Source organism: Mesorhizobium sp. CA16 (assembly GCF_020165175.1).
In the GTDB taxonomy this organism is placed as follows: Bacteria; Pseudomonadota; Alphaproteobacteria; order Rhizobiales; family Rhizobiaceae; genus Mesorhizobium.
Window position 1 is genome coordinate 182,599 of sequence record NZ_JAIUHP010000009.1, and the last position, 18,093, is coordinate 200,691.

General features: G+C 63.5%; 14 protein-coding genes and 1 tRNA gene. 5 read left to right on the forward strand and 10 right to left on the reverse strand.

Translation table 11 applies throughout. The features are described 5' to 3' along the window. Nucleotides 1-834 precede the first annotated feature (834 nt). Nucleotides 835-910 (reverse strand) — tRNA-Thr (locus tag LB525_RS15135). Nucleotides 911-1,248: 338 nt separating this feature from the next. Between LB525_RS15135 and LB525_RS15140 the strand changes: the two genes are divergently transcribed. After that, complete coding sequence (locus LB525_RS15140; RefSeq protein ID WP_224545202.1) at nt 1,249-2,445, forward strand: hypothetical protein; 1,197 nt, start codon at nt 1,249-1,251, stop codon at nt 2,443-2,445. A 37-nt stretch (nt 2,446-2,482) separates the two neighbouring features. On the opposite strand, the gene LB525_RS15145 is transcribed toward LB525_RS15140, so the two are convergent. Continuing rightward, nucleotides 2,483-4,084: a cisplatin damage response ATP-dependent DNA ligase gene (locus tag LB525_RS15145; protein WP_224545203.1), complete on the reverse strand. Its 1,602-nt coding sequence runs from the start codon at nt 4,082-4,084 to the stop codon at nt 2,483-2,485. A 241-nt stretch (nt 4,085-4,325) separates the two neighbouring features. Further along, complete coding sequence (locus LB525_RS15150; protein ID WP_224545241.1) at nt 4,326-5,336, reverse strand: ligase-associated DNA damage response exonuclease; 1,011 nt, start codon at nt 5,334-5,336, stop codon at nt 4,326-4,328. A 110-nt stretch (nt 5,337-5,446) separates the two neighbouring features. Here LB525_RS15150 and LB525_RS15155 point away from each other — a divergent pair, with 110 nt between their 5' ends. From LB525_RS15155 to LB525_RS15165, 3 genes are all read left to right on the forward strand, one after another. Next, nucleotides 5,447-6,364: a class I SAM-dependent DNA methyltransferase gene (locus LB525_RS15155; RefSeq protein ID WP_224545204.1), complete on the forward strand. Its 918-nt coding sequence runs from the start codon at nt 5,447-5,449 to the stop codon at nt 6,362-6,364. Between the two features lie 276 nt (nt 6,365-6,640). Continuing rightward, nucleotides 6,641-7,015 carry a hypothetical protein gene (locus tag LB525_RS15160; protein WP_224545205.1) on the forward strand — a complete coding sequence of 125 codons (375 nt, stop codon included), beginning with the start codon at nt 6,641-6,643 and terminating at the stop codon, nt 7,013-7,015. A gap of 75 nt (nt 7,016-7,090) precedes the next feature. Continuing rightward, entirely contained in the window at nt 7,091-7,621 is a 531-nt protein-coding gene (locus LB525_RS15165; protein WP_224545206.1) for an AAA family ATPase, read from the forward strand. On the opposite strand, the gene LB525_RS15170 is transcribed toward LB525_RS15165, so the two are convergent. The 7 genes from LB525_RS15170 to LB525_RS15200 all read right to left on the reverse strand — a co-directional run bounded on the left by LB525_RS15170 (nt 7,618) and on the right by LB525_RS15200 (nt 17,171). Continuing rightward, nucleotides 7,618-8,559 (reverse strand): 2-hydroxyacid dehydrogenase, encoded by a 942-nt coding sequence (locus tag LB525_RS15170; RefSeq protein WP_224545207.1) that lies wholly within the window; start codon nt 8,557-8,559, stop codon nt 7,618-7,620. The genes LB525_RS15165 and LB525_RS15170 overlap by 4 nt on opposite strands. Before the next feature lie 39 nt (nt 8,560-8,598). Next, nucleotides 8,599-10,227: an ABC transporter ATP-binding protein gene (locus LB525_RS15175; protein ID WP_224545208.1), complete on the reverse strand. Its 1,629-nt coding sequence runs from the start codon at nt 10,225-10,227 to the stop codon at nt 8,599-8,601. Beyond that, nucleotides 10,224-11,363, reverse strand: coding sequence for an ABC transporter permease (locus tag LB525_RS15180; RefSeq protein WP_224545209.1), 1,140 nt, complete (start codon nt 11,361-11,363; stop codon nt 10,224-10,226). Before LB525_RS15180 ends, LB525_RS15175 begins: the two co-directional genes overlap by 4 nt. Beyond that, complete coding sequence (locus tag LB525_RS15185) at nt 11,363-12,457, reverse strand: microcin C ABC transporter permease YejB (protein WP_224545210.1); 1,095 nt, start codon at nt 12,455-12,457, stop codon at nt 11,363-11,365. The genes LB525_RS15180 and LB525_RS15185 overlap by 1 nt, the downstream gene beginning before the upstream one ends. 30 nt (nt 12,458-12,487) lie before the next feature. Beyond that, a complete protein-coding gene (locus LB525_RS15190) occupies nt 12,488-14,365 on the reverse strand; it encodes an extracellular solute-binding protein (protein ID WP_224545211.1) in 1,878 nt (625 codons plus the stop codon). Next, a complete protein-coding gene (locus tag LB525_RS15195; RefSeq protein WP_224545212.1) occupies nt 14,365-16,245 on the reverse strand; it encodes an extracellular solute-binding protein in 1,881 nt (626 codons plus the stop codon). Before LB525_RS15195 ends, LB525_RS15190 begins: the two co-directional genes overlap by 1 nt. A 254-nt stretch (nt 16,246-16,499) precedes the next feature. Next, nucleotides 16,500-17,171 (reverse strand): c-type cytochrome, encoded by a 672-nt coding sequence (locus LB525_RS15200; RefSeq protein ID WP_224545213.1) that lies wholly within the window; start codon nt 17,169-17,171, stop codon nt 16,500-16,502. A gap of 193 nt (nt 17,172-17,364) precedes the next feature. On the opposite strand from LB525_RS15200, the gene LB525_RS15205 reads away from it, so the two are divergent. Continuing rightward, complete coding sequence (locus LB525_RS15205; RefSeq protein ID WP_224545214.1) at nt 17,365-18,093, forward strand: 3-deoxy-manno-octulosonate cytidylyltransferase; 729 nt, start codon at nt 17,365-17,367, stop codon at nt 18,091-18,093.

Sequence of the window (18,093 nt, forward strand, 5' to 3'; positions counted from 1 at the left end):
ACTTTTTGTCATCCGCCGATGGCCCATGGTTCACGGCAGACCGCTCAAGCGCTCGGCCTCCGCTAATGCGCCTGGGCAGAGATGGCGGGGACCGGCGAATCGCGGGACGTGAACCGCTGGACCTCACAGGCCCAAGCATTTCGCCGGAGCCTGTGAGGAAGATCCGCCCTAGCCCCCGTTAGCAGGTGCCGGTGCCGGTTTGGCGGGAGCGGCGGGCTTGGAGACGGACGGTGCGGACGGCGCCTCAACCTTGGGCGTGTTCACGCTAACGTTCACATCCTTACCTCCGCCCCCATTTATGTTTATCACCCCCGTGAAGAATAGTAGGGCAACAACTGCGATGATGCCAAGGATTATCGCAACGGCTGTTCCGCCACCACCAGAGTTTACGACTGTAGGGCCGTCAGACATGGCTTTTCTCCTTTTCTTGAGTTCTCACTCGGAAGAAAAGAGAACTTTGTGGTATTTGTTCCGCACTCGGGCCACAGTCTTAAAGTACATACGACCGAAGTCCATTGACTGGAATGCCCAGACGGTTGTCGCCGAGCTGTAACAGAATGAAAAAACCCGCCGGCCGAAGCCAGCGGGTGAAGGTGGTTGGGCTCGGCCCCGCCAGGACCGAGCGCCTATCATGTGCACACGGCCGAACTGGTCGCGCCTACAAATGTTAGGGCTAAAGGAAATTCCGAAGCACGGTCTAGGCGAGCAGAGAGAAAGTTAGCTGATCAGACGGTGAAGTTCGCGGTCGCTCAGGTCTACAGCCTTCGGCATCAGGTGTTTCTGTGCGGTTTCTGTACAAATCCGGCGAGGCGATCGGCTAAGTTATTGGAATTTTGGTGCCGCTTGCGTGACTCGAACACGCGACCCCATCATTACGAATGATGTGCTCTACCAACTGAGCTAAAGCGGCCCGGGAAGCGTCAGGCTTCCAGAATGGGCTGGGTGATAGACTCAACCGCTCGCTAATTCAAGATGGGCAGCGGTGAATTTCCGGCCTCGCCGGCGGCAATTCCGATCTACGGTTACCGCGCGACGGGCGCCGGCGCGGCCCGCGGCGGCGTGCGGGTATGCGGTCCTTCGCATCCGGTTGGCCGGCGCGGCTGCAGCCGCGGTGACGAAAAATGTTGATTCTTCAACAAAAAATGCCGAAATGGCTTTGGCCGGCAAGGCAGCCGCTCGCCGTTGATCGATTGGTCGTCTGCGGCTGACGACCAGACAACCGGGAGCGAACGCGCAGAGGGAGCTCGCTTGGACCCCATCGAGAAAGCGATCCGCAATGCCTTCGAGAAAGGCAATGCCGAGGACCGGGCGTTCCGCGAGAGGGTCTATCGATCCGCCTTTGCCGCGCTCGACCGCGTCCTGCAGGCCAATCCGAACGTCACGGTCGAGGCCGCCATCAGCCGCCGCAAGGCAGTCCAGGCCAAGATCACCGAGATCGAATCGGAGTTCCTGCCGGCTGTGCCAGAGGTGACGCTGCCGCCGGAAAACGTAGCGCCCGCCGGCAATGGCGCACCGGACCCCCGCGTCGAAGCGCCGTCCGAATCGGCCGCGCCGTCTGTCGACGCGCCGCTGCCGCCGTCGCAAACCGCGCCCTCGCCCTCGATTACCGTCGACAGCCCGGTCCAGCCCGATGCTTCGGACCGGCCGCGTGCGCGTGTGTTGCCGCGCGTGCCCGACATCATGCCGGATGAGACAGCGCTTCCCGATGCGCCCTCGCTCGATGATTCGCCGGGTGCTCCCGTCGGCAACGGCGCCCAGGTCGCGCCCGACCGCGACGAGCGGCGCATCAGGGGCCGGCGCTTGCCGCTCACCGCGATCTTCGTCGTCGCGACATTGCTCGCGGCCGCCGGCATCGGCCTCTATTTCGCCAAGCAGACCGGTGTCTTCAAGACGGCGGCCGAGCTCAACACCGGCCCGCCGGAGCCGGCGCCGGCGCTGGACGACGAGGACTCCTCGCAGCCGACCGAGCCAGGCTCGCCGCAGAAACCGGGCGAGGCCGACCAGTCGAAGAACTGGATCAACGTCTTCTCGCCCGCCGACCCGACCCATGTCAGCGCCCCGTCCGACGCCGCCGCCGAGGTGATGAAGGACGACACCGGCCAGTTCCTGCGCATCCGCTCGGGCGCGTCCGGTTCGGCCATCGCCTTCGATGTCGGCCAGGGCGTGCTGGAGAAGCTTGCCGGCAAGCATGCCATGTTCGACATCGTCGCCCGTTCGGAAGAAGGCAAGGAGACGCAGATATCGATCGACTGCAATTTCGGCGATCTCGGCGATTGCGGCCGCAAGCGCTACGCGGTCGGCCATGAGCGCAACGAATATCTGTTCGACGTGCAGTTCCCGAACAAGCATCCGGGCGCCGCCGGCACGATCGCCGTCAATTCCGATTTCGACCAGAAGGGCAAGTCGGTGGATATCTACGAGATACGCGTCTCGGTAGCGCAGTGATCGCGCCGCTCTATCCGCCAACGCAGGCGCTCGATCTTTAGCTATCCAGCAATGCCTGCAGCGTCTCGATGCGGTCGGCTTCCGCCGCCGGCTTGTCCCAACGCAGCCGTGAGATGCGGGGAAAGCGCATCGCGACGCCAGATTTGTGGCGGGTCGAGCGGTTGAGGCCTTCGAACGCCACCTCCAGCACCAGGCCGTTCCTGCGGTCGGCGCGCACCGAGCGCACCGGCCCGAAACGCTCGATCGTGTTGTCGCGCACATATTTGTCGATTTCTCTCAGCTCCTCGTCGGTGAAGCCGAAATAGGCCTTGCCGACCGGCACCAGCTCTTCCGACCCCTCGGGCCCGGACCATACGCCGAATGTGTAGTCGGAATAAAAGCTGGAACGCTTGCCGTGGCCGCGCTGCGCATACATAAGCACCGCGTCGATGGTGTGCGGGTCGCGCTTCCACTTGAACCACGGGCCCTTCGGCCGGCCGGCGAGATAGGGCGAATCCCAGCGCTTCAGCATCACCCCTTCGATGATCGGATGCGGCGGCGCCTGGCGCAGCCGCTCCAGCGTCTCCCAATCGGAAAACGCGACCAGCGGCGAGAGATCGAAGCGGCTCGGGTCGAGGGTTTTGACGAAGGCTTCGAGCCGCTTGCGGCGCTCGGCGAAAGGCAGCGCGCGCAGGTCCTCGCCGTCGATCTGCAGCGCGTCGTAGCAGCGCATGAAGGCCGGATATTGCTGCTGGATCTTTGGCGACACGCTCTTGCGGTTCAGTCGCTGCTGCAGGTCGGAGAAGGTTCCGGTCGCCTCGCGCGGGTCGCCGACCAAAAGCTCGCCGTCCAGCGCCGCCTCGAAATTCATCGCGGCGGCAAGGTCCGGGAAGGCGCCGGACACGTCGTCGCCGGTGCGCGAATAGAGCCGGCGCACCCCGCCTTCGCACACCGCCTGCACGCGTATGCCGTCCCACTTCCATTCCGCCGCATAATCGGCCGGGTCGAGCTTTTCGAGGTCGCCGTCGTCGACGGCATTGGACAGCATCACCGGACGGAACAGCGCCAGCGCGGCGCTCGTCGGCTTTTCCGCCCGGCCCTCGAGCCAAGCGAACAGCTCGGTGTAAGGCGGCGCCAGCCCGTGCCAGAGCTCCTCGATCTCGGCGACGTCGACTTGGCCAAGGTCGGCCAGCGCCTGCTTGGCGAGCCGCGCCGACACGCCGATGCGCAAGCCCCCGGTGACCAGCTTGATGATGGCGAAGCGCGCCGAGATGCTGGCGTCGTCGAGCAGCCGTGACAAAACCTTCGGCCCGTCGGAACGGCTCGCCGCCTGCAGTCTGCCGACCACCTCGGCAAGCGTCGGCACATGATTGGGGATGTGGCCTTGTGGTTGCGGCCAGACCAGCGACACGGTCTCGGCGAGGTCGCCGACATAGTCGTAGGAATAGCCGAATAGCACCGGATCCATGCGCTCGACCACCAGCGCGCGCAGCATCGCCGGCTTCACCGCCGCGATCGAGAGATCGCCGGTGATGGCGGCGAGCGCCAGACCGCGATCGGGATCCTCGACGCTGCGGAAATAATCGGTCAGCAGCGTCAGCTTGCCGTTGCGCGACGGCGTCAGCACGAGACGGTCGAGGAGCTCGGCGAAGCGGTTCATGGGCGTTTGCGCTGCGCCAATTGCGAAAGCTGGCGCGAGGCCCCCCTCTCTGGCCTGCCGGCCATCTCCCCCTCAAGGGGGGAGATTGGCAGCTTCGGTGCTGTCGCATCTCCCGCGACGTTGGAAATTGGCGAAGGCCGTCGCGACATCCGATCTCCCCCCTTGCGGGGGAGATGGCCGGCAGGCCAGAGGGGGGTGTGAAGGATCGCGGCGGTGGCGATTTCTGGATCAAAAAACGCCATCAATCGCCCTCATCCTCATACCCCACGAGATGCAGCGGCCGCGCCGCGATGCCCTCCAGCTCGCACCAGCGTACCAGCGCCTCCTCGCGGCCATGCGTGACCCAGATTTCCTCCGCGCCGGTTTCCTTGATCGTGATGATCAGCTCGTCCCAATCGGCATGGTCGGAAATGATCAGCGGCAGCTCGACGCCGCCTTGCTTGGCGCGCTGGCGGATGCGCATCCATCCCGAGGCGAAGCAGGAGATCGGATCCGGGAAACGCCGCGCCCAGCGATCGGCGAAGGCAGATGGCGGGCCGACGACGATCGCGCCGGCGAAATCGGCCTTGCCGCGGCTTTCCACCGTCCCCGGCTCGAGCTTGCCGAGATCGATGCCTTGGCTCTGATAATATTCGCTGAGCTTGGCCAGCGCGCCATGGATATAGATCGGCCTGTCGTAGCCGGCGTCGCGCAACAGCCGCATCACGCGCTGCGCCTTGCCGAGCGCATAGGCGCCGATCAGATGCGAGCGTTTGGGAAATTGCGCCGCCGATTTGAGCACGCGCGCGATCTCGTCCTGGTCCGGCGGATGGCGAAACACCGGCAGGCCGAAGGTTGCTTCGGTGATGAAGACATCGCATCGGATAGGCTCGAACGGCAGGCAGGTGGCGTCCTTCTGACGCTTGTAGTCGCCGGAAGCGACGATGCGCATGCCCGCATGCTCGACGCAGATCTGCGCCGAGCCCAGCACATGCCCGGCCGGATGGAAGGTGACGGCGACGCCGTTGATGTCGATTGTCTGGCCGAAAGCAGCCGCCTGCGTGGTTTCGGCGAAATCCTCGCCGTAACGCAGCCCCATGATGTCGAGCGTCTCTTGCGTGGCCAGCACCGAGCGGTGGCCGGAACGCGCATGGTCGGAATGGCCATGCGTGATCAGCGCCCGCCCGACGGGCCGTACCGGATCGATGAAGAAATCGCCGGGCGGGCAGTAGAGGCCCTCCGGCCGGGGCTTGAGCAGGTCGCTGGCGCGCATGGCTTTGAACATAGTGGCTAAATTTGCCTCGGGAAGCCTGTTGCAAGAGACTGCTGACTCGTCCTACAGCCCCTTGCCGGCTCTGCCTCGCCGGTGGGATTTTTCAAAAGATGAAACCGCTCCAGGCCTCCTCGGGCGATTTGAACGCCGATCGTCGCGCCGATTTCGCCGAGACGCTGCTCGCCTCGGGCGAGCTGGCGCAGGCGGCCGAGCTTCTGCTTGGCGCGCTGGAACTGGCGCCGCAATGGGCGGCGGGCTGGTTTCGCCTCGGCGAGATGCAGGAGGCGGCAGGCCTGCTCGACCAAGCCGCGCAGGCCTGGGCCATGGCGCTGAAGCTCGAGCCCGCGGACCGCCTTGGCGCCGCGCTCAAGCTCGAGCTGATCGGCAAGGCGCCGGCCGCCGCGGCGCCGCCCAGCGCCTTTGTCGAGACCTTGTTCGATCACTATGCCGACAGTTTCGAGGACGCGCTTGTCGGGAAGCTCGGCTACGGGCTGCCGGATTTTCTCGAGCGCGCCATACGCAAGGCAAGGCCCGGCCGGTTCCGGCTGGCCCTCGACCTCGGTTGCGGCACCGGCCTGATGGGCGAAAGGCTGCGGCTGCTCGCCGACCGGCTGGAGGGTTACGACATCTCGGCCGGCATGCTGAGGAAGGCGAAAGCCAAGGGCATCTATGACCGGCTCGCCAAGGCCGATCTCCAGCATTTCTCTTACACCGGCGACAGGGCCGACCTCGTGGTCGCGGCCGACGTGTTCATCTATCTCGGCGCGCTCGAAGGCATCGTCGGCGCGGTGGCCGGCATGCTTGCCGAGGATGGCCTGTTCGCCTTTTCGCTCGAGACGCTTGCCGGCGGCGGCGATTTTGCCCTTTTGCCGTCGCGGCGTTACGCCCATTCCGAGGCCTATGCGCGGCGCGTGCTTTGCGCCAACGGGCTTGCGGTTCTGTCGCTCGAAAGCATGGTCATCCGGCATGACCGGCGTGATCCGGTCGCGGGCCTGGCCATCCTGGCTGGGAAAGGACATCCGGTGTAAAGGATCGCCAATGCCGCGATCCTTCCCACCCCCCTCTGGCCTGCCGGCCATCTCCCCCGCAAGGGGGGAGATCGGATGTCGCGCTGGCTTTCGCCAATCGCCAGCGCCGCAGGAAGGGCGGCAGGCCGAAAACTGCCAATCTCCCCCCTTGCGGGGGAGATGTCCGGCAGGACAGAGGGGGGTGCTGTCCCGCCGACGTTGTATTAATTCTCTGCCCCCGAAAAAGCCCAAATCGCATGTCGGATTGTAAGGGGCGAATGTCGCAAGGAGATATCCATGCGCTGGACCATGGTTGCATTGGCGTCTTGCCTGACGGTGGCCGGCTGTGTCGGCGGCACGTCGATGGCCGAGCGTCAGGACGAGGATGTCCAATCCTCATTGCAATATGACGATGTGCCTTGCGACCAATTGCTGGCGCAGCGCAATCAACTGGCGCGGCAGAACAATCTGCCCGTCACCGCCAAGCCGACCTTTTCCAATCCAGCCATGGGCTTCGGCCCGTTCATACCTGACACGCGCTCCAAGGCGCAGCGCGCCAGCAACAAGGCGAGCGGCGAGATCGACGCCATGAATCGCTCGATCGAACGCCGCGACTGCGGCAAGCCGAAGAAAAAGGAGACGCTCGGGCTACCCGGCTCGAAGCCTTCCTGAGTGTCCGATATTCGATATTCCGTTTAACGCTCGGCTGGACCGGCGAGCGTTTGACCGCGCTTGAAAGATCAACCGATGAATCTCTGGGACCTCGGCGACCGCATCTGTATCCTGGGACCGTCCAACAGCGGTAAGTCCACCCTTGCCAACGCGATCGCGCGCAAGCGCGGGCTGGAAGCCGTTCACCTCGATCAGCTCTTTCATCTGCCCGATACGGATTGGCAGCAGCGTCCGAGGGAGGAATTCATCGCCCTGCACGATGCTGCGATAGCCTGCGAGCGCTGGGTGATGGACGGAAATTATTCAGTTTGCATGCCGCAGCGCCTTCGGCGGGCGACAGGCTTGATCCTGCTGGACATCTCTACCCCAGCGAGTCTGTTGCGCTACTTTCGGCGAACGCTGTTCGAGACCAAGCGGCACGGCGCGCTGGTAGGCGGGCGCGACAGCGTCAAATGGGACATGATCCACCACATCGCCGTCACCACGCCGCGAAACCGCAGGAAATACCGGGCAATGTTCGAAGAACTCGATCTGCCGAAGCTGCAACTGTGTTCGCTGCCGGCGATCAAACAGCGCTTCCACGAATGGGGTCTGACTCCCGACTAATACCCCGCCTCTCGGTCGACCAGGTTATCGAGCTTCTCGCCGCGCTCGTAAGCTGCCATCTGACGCAGCATGATGGGTACCAGGTGAGCGGGATCCGACGTCGCCGCCGCATGCGGCGTGACGAACACTTTCGGATGGCTCCACAACGGGCTGGTCTTCGGCAGCGGTTCGACCTCGAACACGTCGAGGCTCGCTTCCTTCAGCGTGCCGTCGTCCAGCGCGCGCAAAATGTCGGCATCCTTCTGCAGCCGTCCGCGCCCGGCATTGATCAGCACGGCGCCGCCAAGGCCGTTGCGCCGGCGCAGTTCCTTGAGCAGCCCGTAATTGACGATGCCTTGGGTCTGCGGCGTGAGCGGCAGAAGCACGACCAGGATATCGGTGGCATTGAGGAAGGGGATTAGCCCCGCCTCGCCGGCATAGGTCGAAACGCCCTTCATCGGCCGCTCGCTGCGCGACCATCCGTTGACGGCGAAGCCGAGCGACAACAACGCCGAAGCCGCGGCGCGGCCAAGACTGCCAAGCCCCATGATGCCGACGGAGACGTCGCCGGCCACCCGTTGCGGCGGCTCGTGCCAAATCTTCTTCTGCTGCTGGGCCCGGTAAAGCGACGCCTGACGATGGTGGTCGAGCACGCGCCAGACGACATATTCGACCATGTACTGGGTAAGATTGTCGGCGACGATCTTGACGATCGGCACGTCGGGCAGGCCGGGATCGGCAAAGATGTGGTCGACGCCGGCGCCGATCGAGAAGATGGCGCGCAGATTGGGCAGCGATTTGAGGAGGTTCGGCTTCTGCTTCCACACCACCGCATAGGTGATCGACGGGTCGTCGGCGCCGTTCGGCTCCAGCACGACCTCGCGCTCGGCCGAGAGCAACTCGTGCCAGCGCTGCGGGTGGATGCCCGTGAGGGCAAGCAGGATTTTGCCTTTTTCCATTCTCGGATTTTTCTTCCCTGTTCGCCAGTACCGGTCGGGTTACTCGCTGACCACGCCGGTCGGCGCGGTCTCGATCTTGAAGGCCGCCGCCATGAGCGCCCGCGTATAGTCGGTTTGCGGGCTGCTGAAAATCTGCTCGGAAGGTCCCGCCTCGACGATCTGGCCATTGCGCATGACGATGACGTCGTTGGCAAGGGCGCGGACGACCTTGAGGTCATGGCTGATGAAGAGATAAGCGAGATTGTGCTTGGCCTGCAGGCTGCGCAAAAGGTCGACCACCTGCGCCTGCACGCTCATGTCGAGCGCCGAGGTCGGCTCGTCGAGCATGACGAAACGCGGGTTGAGCACCATGGCGCGGGCGATGGCGACGCGCTGGCGCTGGCCGCCGGAAAACTCGTGCGGGTAGCGGTGGCGCGTTTCGGGATCGAGGCCGACCTCCTTCAGCACGGCGATCACCTTGTTGTCGCGCTGGTCGGCCGAGAGCTTCGGCTCGTGGATCTTCAGCCCTTCCTCGATGATCTCGGAGACCGAAAGGCGCGGGCTGAGCGATCCGAACGGATCCTGGAAGACGATCTGCAATTCGCGCCGCAGCGGCCGCATGGCGCCGAAAGAGAGCTGGTTGATGTCGCGTCCGTTGAAATTGATCGTGCCGGTCGAGGAGATCATCCGCGCGAGCGCCAGACCCAGCGTCGTCTTGCCCGAACCGGATTCGCCGACGACGCCAAGGGTCTGGCCGGCCCGCACTGTGACGTCGATGCCATCCACGGCCTTCACATGGTCGACCGTGGTGCGGAAGAAGCCTTTCTTGATCGGGAACCAGACTTTGATGTCCTTGCCGGTCATGACGGATTTGGCGCCCGGGTCGGTTGTGGGCGGCTTGCCCTTCGGCTCGGCCGCGAGCAGATGCTTTGTATAGTCATGCCGCGGATTGGCGAATATTTCCCTGGTCGGGCCGCTCTCCACGATCTTGCCCTTGGTCATGACGCAGACGCGGTCGGCGATCCTGCGCACGATGCCGAGATCATGCGTGATGAACAGGAGCGACATGCCCTTGCGGGCTTTGAGCTCCGCCAGCAGTTCCAGGATCTGCGCCTGCACGGTGACGTCGAGCGCGGTCGTCGGCTCGTCGGCGATCAGAAGCTCCGGCTCGTTGGCCAGAGCCATGGCGATCATGACGCGCTGGCGCTGGCCGCCGGAGAGCTGGTGCGGATAGGCGTCGAGGCGTTTTTGCGGATCGCGGATGCCGACCTCGGTGAGCAGTTCCAGCGTGCGGGCGCGCGCGGCTTGGTCACGCAGGCCCTGATGCAGTTGCAGCACCTCGACGATCTGCTGCTCGATCGTGTGCAGCGGGTTGAGCGAGGTCATCGGCTCCTGGAAGATCATGGTGATCTTGTTGCCGCGCACGCCGCGCAACGCCTTCTCGTCCATGGCGAGCAGGTTGGCCCCACTGAACAGGATCCTGCCCGACGGATGGCTGGCGGCGGGATAGGGCAGGAGCTTCAGCACCGACAGCGCCGAGACCGATTTGCCCGAGCCGGATTCGCCCACCAGGGCCAGCGTCTCGCCCTTGGCGATGTCGAATGAGATGTGATCGACGGCGATCGCCTGCTTGCCGCCTTGCGCGAAGGCGACGCTCAGGTCCTGGACGGAAAGGAGGGCTTGGCTCATTTGAACGTCTTGCGCGGATCGAAGGCGTCACGCGTCGCCTCGCCGATGAAGACCAGCAGGGACAGCATCAGCGAGATCACGATGAAGCCGGAGATGCCGAGCCAGGGGGCGTTGAGGTTGCGCTGCGCCTGTTTGAGCAATTCGCCGAGCGAGGCCGAGCCCGGCGGCAGGCCGAAGCCGAGATAGTCGAGCGAGGTCAGCGTCGAGATTGAGCCAGAGAGCAGGAAGGGCAGGAAGGTCAGCGTCGCCACCATGGCGTTCGGCAAAAGGTGGCGGAACATGATGGTGAGGTTTGGCACGCCCAGCGCGCGTGCCGCGTTGACATATTCGAAGTTGCGCGCGCGCAGGAATTCGGCCCGCACCACGCCGACCAGCGCCACCCATGAAAACAGGAGCATCAGGCCGAGCAGGATGAAGAAGCCGGGCGGCAGGATGGCCGAGATGATGAGCAGCAGATAGAGCACCGGGATCGCCGACCAGATCTCGATGAAACGCTGGAAGAGAAGGTCGGTCCAGCCGCCGAAATAGCCTTGCACCGCGCCGGCCGCGACGCCGATCAGCGACGAGCCGAGCGTCAGGATCAGGCCGAACAGAACCGAGATGCGGAAGCCATAGAGCACGCGCGCCAGCACGTCGCGGGCCTGATCGTCCGTGCCCAGCCAGTTCCAGTTGCCGACGGTGCAGTTGGCGTCGGCCTCGCCTTGCGGGTACTGGCTGCAGCGCGTCTTCTTGTCGTAAAGCCAGGACGGCTTTGCCGGCGCCGGTTCCGGAATGGCGTTGTTGACCGTCTGATAGGAGTAGCGGACCGGCGGCCAGATCATCCAGCCATTGGAGTTGATCTCGTCCTGGATCACCGGATCGCGATAATCGGTGACGGCATAGAAACCGCCGAACTTCTCCTCCGGATAGGCGACCAGGACCGGAAACAGGATCTCGCCCTTGTAGGAGGCGATGATCGGCTTGTCGTTGGCGATCAGCTCGGAAAACAGCGACAGCACGAACAGCAACAGGAAGATCCAGAGCGACCAGTAGCCGCGCCGGTTGGCTTTGAAATTCTGCAACCGCCGCTGGTTGAGCGGCGACAGAAATGGCCTGCGAGGCCGCGCCCGCGCGCTTTCTATCGCGGCCTCGGCCATCAGATGTCTCTCCGCTCGAAGTCGATGCGCGGATCGACCCAGGTGTAGATCAGGTCGGACAGAAGGCCGACAAACAGGCCGAGCAGCGAGAAGATGTAGAGGGTGGCGAACACCACTGGATAGTCGCGGTCGATCACCGATTTGAAGCCGAGCAGGCCGAGGCCGTCGAGCGAGAAGATGTTCTCGATCAGCAGCGAGCCGGTGAAGAAGGCCGAGATGAAGGCGCCGGGAAAGCCGGCGATGACGATCAGCATGGCGTTGCGGAAGACGTGGCCGTAGAGCACCTTGTGCTCCGACAGCCCCTTGGCGCGCGCCGTCACCACATATTGCTTGCGGATTTCTTCAAGGAAGGAGTTCTTGGTGAGCAGGGTGGTCGTCGCGAAAGCCGAGAGCACGAGCGCCGTCAGCGGCAGCGTCATGTGCCAGAAATAATCGGCGATCTTGCCCGGCCAGGAGAGCTGATCCCAATTGTCAGAAACGATGCCGCGCAGCGGAAACCAGTCCCAGAACGAACCGCCTGCGAACAGCACCATGAGCATGATGCCGAACAGGAAGCCTGGAATGGCATAGCCGACGATGACGACGCCGCTGGTCCACACGTCGAAGGTCGAGCCGTCCTTCACCGCCTTGCGGATGCCGAGCGGGATCGAGATCAGGTAGGACAGAAGCGTGATCCACAGGCCGATGGAGATGGAGACGGGCATCTTCTCCAGGATCAGGTTCAGCACCGAGATATCGCGGAAATAGCTGTCGCCGAAATCGAAGCGGATATAGTTCCACAGCATCATGCCGAAGCGCTCGAGCGGCGGCTTGTCGAAGCCGAACTGCTTTTCCAGCTTCTTGATGAATTCGGGATCGAGCCCCTGCGCGCCGCGATATTTCGAGCCGACATCGCCGGCAACGTCGAAATTGCCGCCGGCGGCGTCGCCGCCACCGCTGCCGAGGCGGTCGTTGCCGCCCTGGTTGGTCAGCCGAGCGATTACCTGCTCGACCGGCCCGCCCGGCGCGAACTGGATGACCGCGAAGGAGATCGCCATGATGCCGAACAGCGTCGGGATCATCAGAAGAATGCGGCGCAGGATATAGGCGCCCATCAGGCGACGGGCCCCGCGCGAACAGTGATGTCAGGCTTTGCCAATCTTTGCCGCCTTGCCCTTGTCGAACCACCACAGCGCCTCGACCGGAAAGCCGAAATCGGGTTTCTGTTCGGGGAAGCCGAACATGTCCCAATAGGCGCTTCGGTGATTCGCCAGATACCAACTTGGAATCCAATCGCGCCGCGCGCGCAAGGCCCGGTCCAACGCGCGCATGGCGGTGGTCAGGCTTTCACGATCCTTGGCGGCGCCGACGGTATCGATCAGCGCATCGATTGCCGGGCTTGCAACGCCCGACAGGTTGCGTGAACCCGATACTGAGGCGCTGCGCGAATGGAAGAAAATTTCCAGATCGTCGCGGGTCGGCGTGGCGCTGAAATTGAAGGCCGCCGAGAGCAGGTCGAAATCGAATGTCGATTGCCTGAGCTGATATTGCGCCGAATCCACCAGGCGGATCGAGGCATCGATGCCGATGGCCTTCATGTTGGCGACCCAGGGCGAATAGACCTGCACGAATGTTTCGTCGTCGACCAGGAATTCGGCGGCCAGCCGCCCGCCCTTGTCGTTGACCACGAAATCGCCGGAGCGTTTCCAACCGGCCTGTGCGAGCAGTTTCAGCGCCGCGCTCAGCTGCTTGCGGTCTCGTCCGGAGCCGTCCGACGGCGGTTGCGTCACCGCCTCGCCGAAGGTCTCTGGCGGCAGCTGGTCGCGCAACGGCTCCAGCAGCGCCAGCTCCTGCGGCGTCGGCAAGCCCGCGGCCCGGAAGTCGGATTTCTCGAAGCAGGATTGCGAGCGCTCATAGGAACCATAGAAGAAGTTGCGCCGTGTCCATTCGAAATCGAAGCAGAGCGCGATCGCCTGCCGCACGCGCGGGTCCTTGAACTGCTCACGCCGCTGGTTGACCGCGGTGGCCTGCATCGAGGGCACCGTTTCGGCGGGGAATTCGTGCTTGACCACCTTGCCTGCGGTAAAAGCTGGAAAGTCGTAGGCCGTCGCCCAGACGCGCGACGTAAACTCCTCGCGGTAGAGGATCTCGCCCTTCTTGAAGGCCTCGAACCCGGCCGTTCGATCCTGGTAGAATTCGATGCGGATGCGCCCGAAATTGTTCAGGCCGCGATTGACCGGCAGGTCGTTGCCCCAATAGTCGGCCACCCGCTCATATTCGATCCAGGCGCCCGCCGACCAGCGCCCGACCTTGTAGGCGCTTGAGCCGAGCGGCGGATTGAGCTGCGAGGAATCGAACGGGTTGGCCGTAAAGAAGGCCTTCGAAAGGATAGGGAATCCGACGACGTTGAGGATGGTGCGGGCCGACTGCTTGCCCGAGAATTTGAGCTCGACCGTGTGGGTGTCCTTCGCCACGGCGTCTGCCAGATGCGTCAGCGACAGCGCATAGTCCGGATGCCCTTTGTCCTTCAGCAGCTTGAAGGTGAAGGCGACGTCTTCGGCGGCGAGCGGCGTGCCGTCATGGAAGCGCGCCTGCGGGCGCAGCGAGAAGGTGAAGGTGTTGCGGTCGTCGGAGATCGTGACACTCTCGGCGATCAATCCATAGGCCGCATCCGGCTCGTCGAGCGCCCGCACCATCAGGGAATCGAAGCACATTTCCATGCGCTGCGGGGAATCGCCCTTGGGGACGAACGAATTCAGCGTGTTGAAGGTCTGCGGGCTCTGGTTGGCACCCCAATTGGGCGGCGAGAAGTTGAAGGTGCCGCCTTGCGGCGCATCGACATCGACATAGTCGAAATGGGCGAAGTCGGGCTTGTATTTCAGGTCGCCGAAGGCCGACAGGCCATGCAGCCTGATGCCGGTCGGAGTATCTGCAAAGGCCCGGCCCGGCAGCAACGCGGCGGCCGTGGCCGCGGCGCCGAGCGCCAGGAAGTCGCGGCGAGGAAGCAAAGTCCGCCGCTCCATCAATTGAGGCCTTTGTACTTGGCGGCCAGCGCCTTTTCCCTGGCCGTGTCGATCCACCAGGAATCGATATCGGCGCCGCGGTAGCTGGGCTGCTTATCCGGCATGCCGAATTTGTTCCAGTAGGCGAGCCAAACCACCGCGCGATAGTATTGCGGAACGACGTAGTAGTTCCACAGAAGGACACGGTCGAGCGCATGGGTCGCGGCGACCAGGTCGTCGCGGTCGGTGGCGAAGATGATGCGGTCGACGAGCGCGTCAACGACCGGGTTCTTGATGCCGGAATAATTGCGCGATCCGGGCGTGTCGGCGGCCTTCGAGCTCCAGAAATCGCGTTGCTCGTTGCCGGGCGATTCCGACTGCTGTAACTGGCTGGTGATGACGTCATAATCGAAATTATTGACGCGGTTGATGTACTGCGTCTGGTCGATCATGCGCAGATTGGCGTCGACGCCGATCTTGCGCAGATTGGCGATCCAGGGGCTGGAGATCACTTGATCGGTGTCGTTCCAGCCAAGGATCTCGAACTTGAACGGCGCGCCGGTCTTGGCGTTCACCATCTTGCCGCCCTTGATCACCCAGCCAGCTTGGGCGAACAGGTCGACCGCCTGCTTCAGATATTTCCGTTCCGCCTGCGGCGAGTCATAGACCGGCAGCTTGAATTCCTGAGTGAACAATTCAGGCGGCAGCTTGTCTCGGTATTTCTCCAGGATTTCCAGCTCTTTGCCCTGCGGCAGTCCGCTCGACGCCAGCTCCGTGCCCTGGAAGTAGCTATGGGTGCGTGTGTTCGAATTGTAGAAGAGCGTGCGGTTCATCGTTTCGAAGTCGAACGGAAGCGTCAGAGCCTCGCGCACGAGGCGGTCTTGGAACAGCGGTCGTCTCTGGTTGAGTATGAAGGCCTGCATGGGTTCCGGCGAGGTGGTCTTGAACACCTGCTTGACCACGTCGCCGGCGCTCACCGCCGGAAAATTATACGCCGTATTCCATCGCCGAGAGCTGTTTTCCGGCTTGATGTCGTCCAGCCCACCCTTGGTGAAGGCCTGCCAGGCGGCATTATCGTCAAGAATGTAGGTGAAGCGCTGGGTGTCGAAATTCTCGCGGCCGATCTTCACCGGCAGCTTGGCGCCCCAATAATCGGGGACGCGCTGCCAGACGATTTCCGAGCCCGGCTTGAAGCTGGCGATCTTGTAGGCCGCGGAGCCCAGCGGCGGCTCCAGCGTTGGGCGCGTGATGTCTCGCTTCTTGCCGCTGGCGTCAGTCCCTTCCCACCAGTGCTTCGGCAGCACGACCAGATCGCCCATGATCTTGGGCAACTCGCGGTTGCCCTTCTGGTTGAAATGGAATTCGACCTCGCGGTCGGAGATGGCTACAGCGTCGGTGACGTTCTCGAAATAGCGGTTGTATTGCGGGGCGTTCGCTTTCAGCACATTGAACGACCAGACCACGTCGTCGACAGTGATCGGCTGGCCGTCATGCCATTTCGCTCGTGGATCGAGCCGATAGGTCGCGGACGAATAGTCGGCGGGATATTTATAAGCCTCGGCGACCAAGGGGTGGCTGACGCTGCCCTCGTCGGTCGCCTGATCCATCAGCGTGTCGTAGAGCAGCCCGCCGCCGAAACCGACCAGCCCCGCGGCCGGCGATCCCTGCACGATATAGGGGTTGAAGCTGTCGAAGGTGCCGGTGACCACGGAGTTGTAGGTGCCGCCCTTCGGCGCATCTGGATTGACGTAGTCGTAATGCTGAAAATTCTCGCCATACTTCGAAGGTCCGATCAGCGACGACGTCGTGCGCCATTCATCGGCGAAGCCGGCCTGCAAGCTGGCGGCGAAGGCGAGCGCGAACGCCGATGCGAAAAGCGTGCGGAAACGGCCAACCTTCATGCGTTCTCCTCGTCGCGCACTCCAGAGCGGTTCATCGTTTCCCGGAAACGACAACCGCTCTATCGTTTTGTTTCGACGCAATTCCGGACGGAAACCGGTTCTCCCTTCCTGAATTGCGCTGCCCACCCGCAATCTAGATCATTTGACGCGGGTGGAAACCGCAAGTGCCGCCTTTGTCGCGGTCCATGCAGCTTTCCTAACAGAAAAGCCGGGACGAACCCGGCTTTTCCAAGGAAGTCTCTATGACGAATTGTTTATTGAGCGGGCGCGGCGGGCTTGGCCGGAGCGGTTCCCTCGGCCGGCTTGGCCGGAGCGGTTCCCTCGGCCGGCTTGGCCGGCGCGGCACCTTCCGCCGGCTTGGCTTCCGCCGAAGCACCCGGCTGCGGCAGCGGCTTCGGATTGTCCGACAGCGTGCGCAGATAGGCGATCACATTGGCGCGGTCTTCATCCTTCGGCAGGCCGGCGAAGCCCATCGCCGTGCCCTTCACGAACTTCTTCGGCGAGGTGATGAAGTGGTTGAGATTGTCGTAGGTCCAGTGCTCCTGGCCGCCCTTGGAGAAATCCTTCATGCCGGCCGAATAGGCGAAGCCTTCATGCTCGGCGACGGGGCGGTCGACGATGTCCCAAAGATCCGGACCGACCTTGTTCGGACCGCCTTTTTCGCCGGAATGGCAGGCCTGGCATTTCTTGAAGATCGCGGCGCCCGCCTCGACATTGGCGGTGGCGAGCAGGTCGGCGATCGGCTTGGCTGCCGCCGCGGGAGCAGCCGGACCGCCTTCGGCCGGTTCCTGCGCTTCGATGGCGAAGCCGGGCTTTTCGGGCGTCGGGGAGGCGAACAGCCCGTCCGAGACGAGGCCTATGGAAAAGACGATGAAGCAGGTTCCAAGAAATCCGCCGAGCAGCTTGTTGACTTCGTTGGAATCCATACGCCCCTTGCTCCCTTTTCCGGCGGACCGTCCCGTCCACTCCGTCCGTCGGTATCGCGAACTGCCCTGAAAGGCCAGTCAAACCGCGCGGAAACTAGGTCTTTTGCTCTGGCGTTGCAACACCTATAAGGGCGCTTCCAGTGAGACCTTTTGCCACTTTTCCATCCGCTTTTTTCGGCTGCCCTGAAATCCGATGTCGACCTTGATCCTGATCCCCGCCCGCATGGCCTCCACGCGCCTGCCGGGCAAGCCGCTGGCCGAGATTGCGGGCGTGCCGATGATCGTCCATGTCGCCCGGCGCGGGGCCGAGGCCGGGCTTGGCCGTGTGGTCGTGGCGACTGACACGGAAGCGGTCGCGCAAGCCGTGCGGGCGCATGGTTTCGAGGCTGTCATGACCCGAGCGGATCACGAATCGGGCTCCGACCGCATCTTCGAGGCGCTGACGGCGCTCGACCCCGAAAAGCGGGTGCAAACGATCGTCAACATCCAGGGCGATCTGCCGACCATCGCCCCCGAAATCATCGGCGCGTCGCTGCGGCCGTTTGAGGACAAATCGGTCGATATCGCCACGCTCGGCGTCGAGATCGTGCGCGACGAGGAGAAGACCAATCCCAATGTCGTCAAGATCGTCGGCTCGCCGCTGTCGTCGACACGGTTGCGAGCCCTCTATTTCACCCGCGCCACTGCGCCCTGGGGCGAGGGGCCGCTCTACCATCACATCGGCCTCTACGCTTATCGCCGCGCCGCGCTGGAACGTTTCGTCGCACTGAAGCCGTCGCCGCTGGAGCGTCGCGAGCGGCTGGAGCAGCTGCGCGCGCTGGAAGCCGGCATGCGCATCGACGCCGAGATCGTCCATTCCGTGCCGCTCGGCGTCGACACGCCGCACGATCTCGAACGCGCCAGGCAAATCCTTTCAAAATGA

Bases quoted from the DNA above. Each gene is read 5' to 3' on its own strand.
- LB525_RS15180 (WP_224545209.1), bottom strand. From the start codon at position 11,363: ATGGCCGAGGCCGCGATAGAAAGCGCGCGGGCGCGGCCTCGCAGGCCA.
- LB525_RS15200 (WP_224545213.1), bottom strand. From the start codon at position 17,171: ATGGATTCCAACGAAGTCAACAAGCTGCTCGGCGGATTTCTTGGAACC.
- LB525_RS15160 (WP_224545205.1), top strand. From the start codon at position 6,641: ATGCGCTGGACCATGGTTGCATTGGCGTCTTGCCTGACGGTGGCCGGC.
- LB525_RS15175 (WP_224545208.1), bottom strand. From the start codon at position 10,227: ATGAGCCAAGCCCTCCTTTCCGTCCAGGACCTGAGCGTCGCCTTCGCG.
- LB525_RS15205 (WP_224545214.1), top strand. From the start codon at position 17,365: ATGTCGACCTTGATCCTGATCCCCGCCCGCATGGCCTCCACGCGCCTG.
- LB525_RS15170 (WP_224545207.1), bottom strand. From the start codon at position 8,559: ATGGAAAAAGGCAAAATCCTGCTTGCCCTCACGGGCATCCACCCGCAG.
- LB525_RS15155 (WP_224545204.1), top strand. From the start codon at position 5,447: ATGAAACCGCTCCAGGCCTCCTCGGGCGATTTGAACGCCGATCGTCGC.
- LB525_RS15190 (WP_224545211.1), bottom strand. From the start codon at position 14,365: ATGGAGCGGCGGACTTTGCTTCCTCGCCGCGACTTCCTGGCGCTCGGC.
- LB525_RS15165 (WP_224545206.1), top strand. From the start codon at position 7,091: ATGAATCTCTGGGACCTCGGCGACCGCATCTGTATCCTGGGACCGTCC.
- LB525_RS15150 (WP_224545241.1), bottom strand. From the start codon at position 5,336: ATGCGCGCCAGCGACCTGCTCAAGCCCCGGCCGGAGGGCCTCTACTGC.
- LB525_RS15185 (WP_224545210.1), bottom strand. From the start codon at position 12,457: ATGGGCGCCTATATCCTGCGCCGCATTCTTCTGATGATCCCGACGCTG.
- LB525_RS15195 (WP_224545212.1), bottom strand. From the start codon at position 16,245: ATGAAGGTTGGCCGTTTCCGCACGCTTTTCGCATCGGCGTTCGCGCTC.
- LB525_RS15145 (WP_224545203.1), bottom strand. From the start codon at position 4,084: ATGAACCGCTTCGCCGAGCTCCTCGACCGTCTCGTGCTGACGCCGTCG.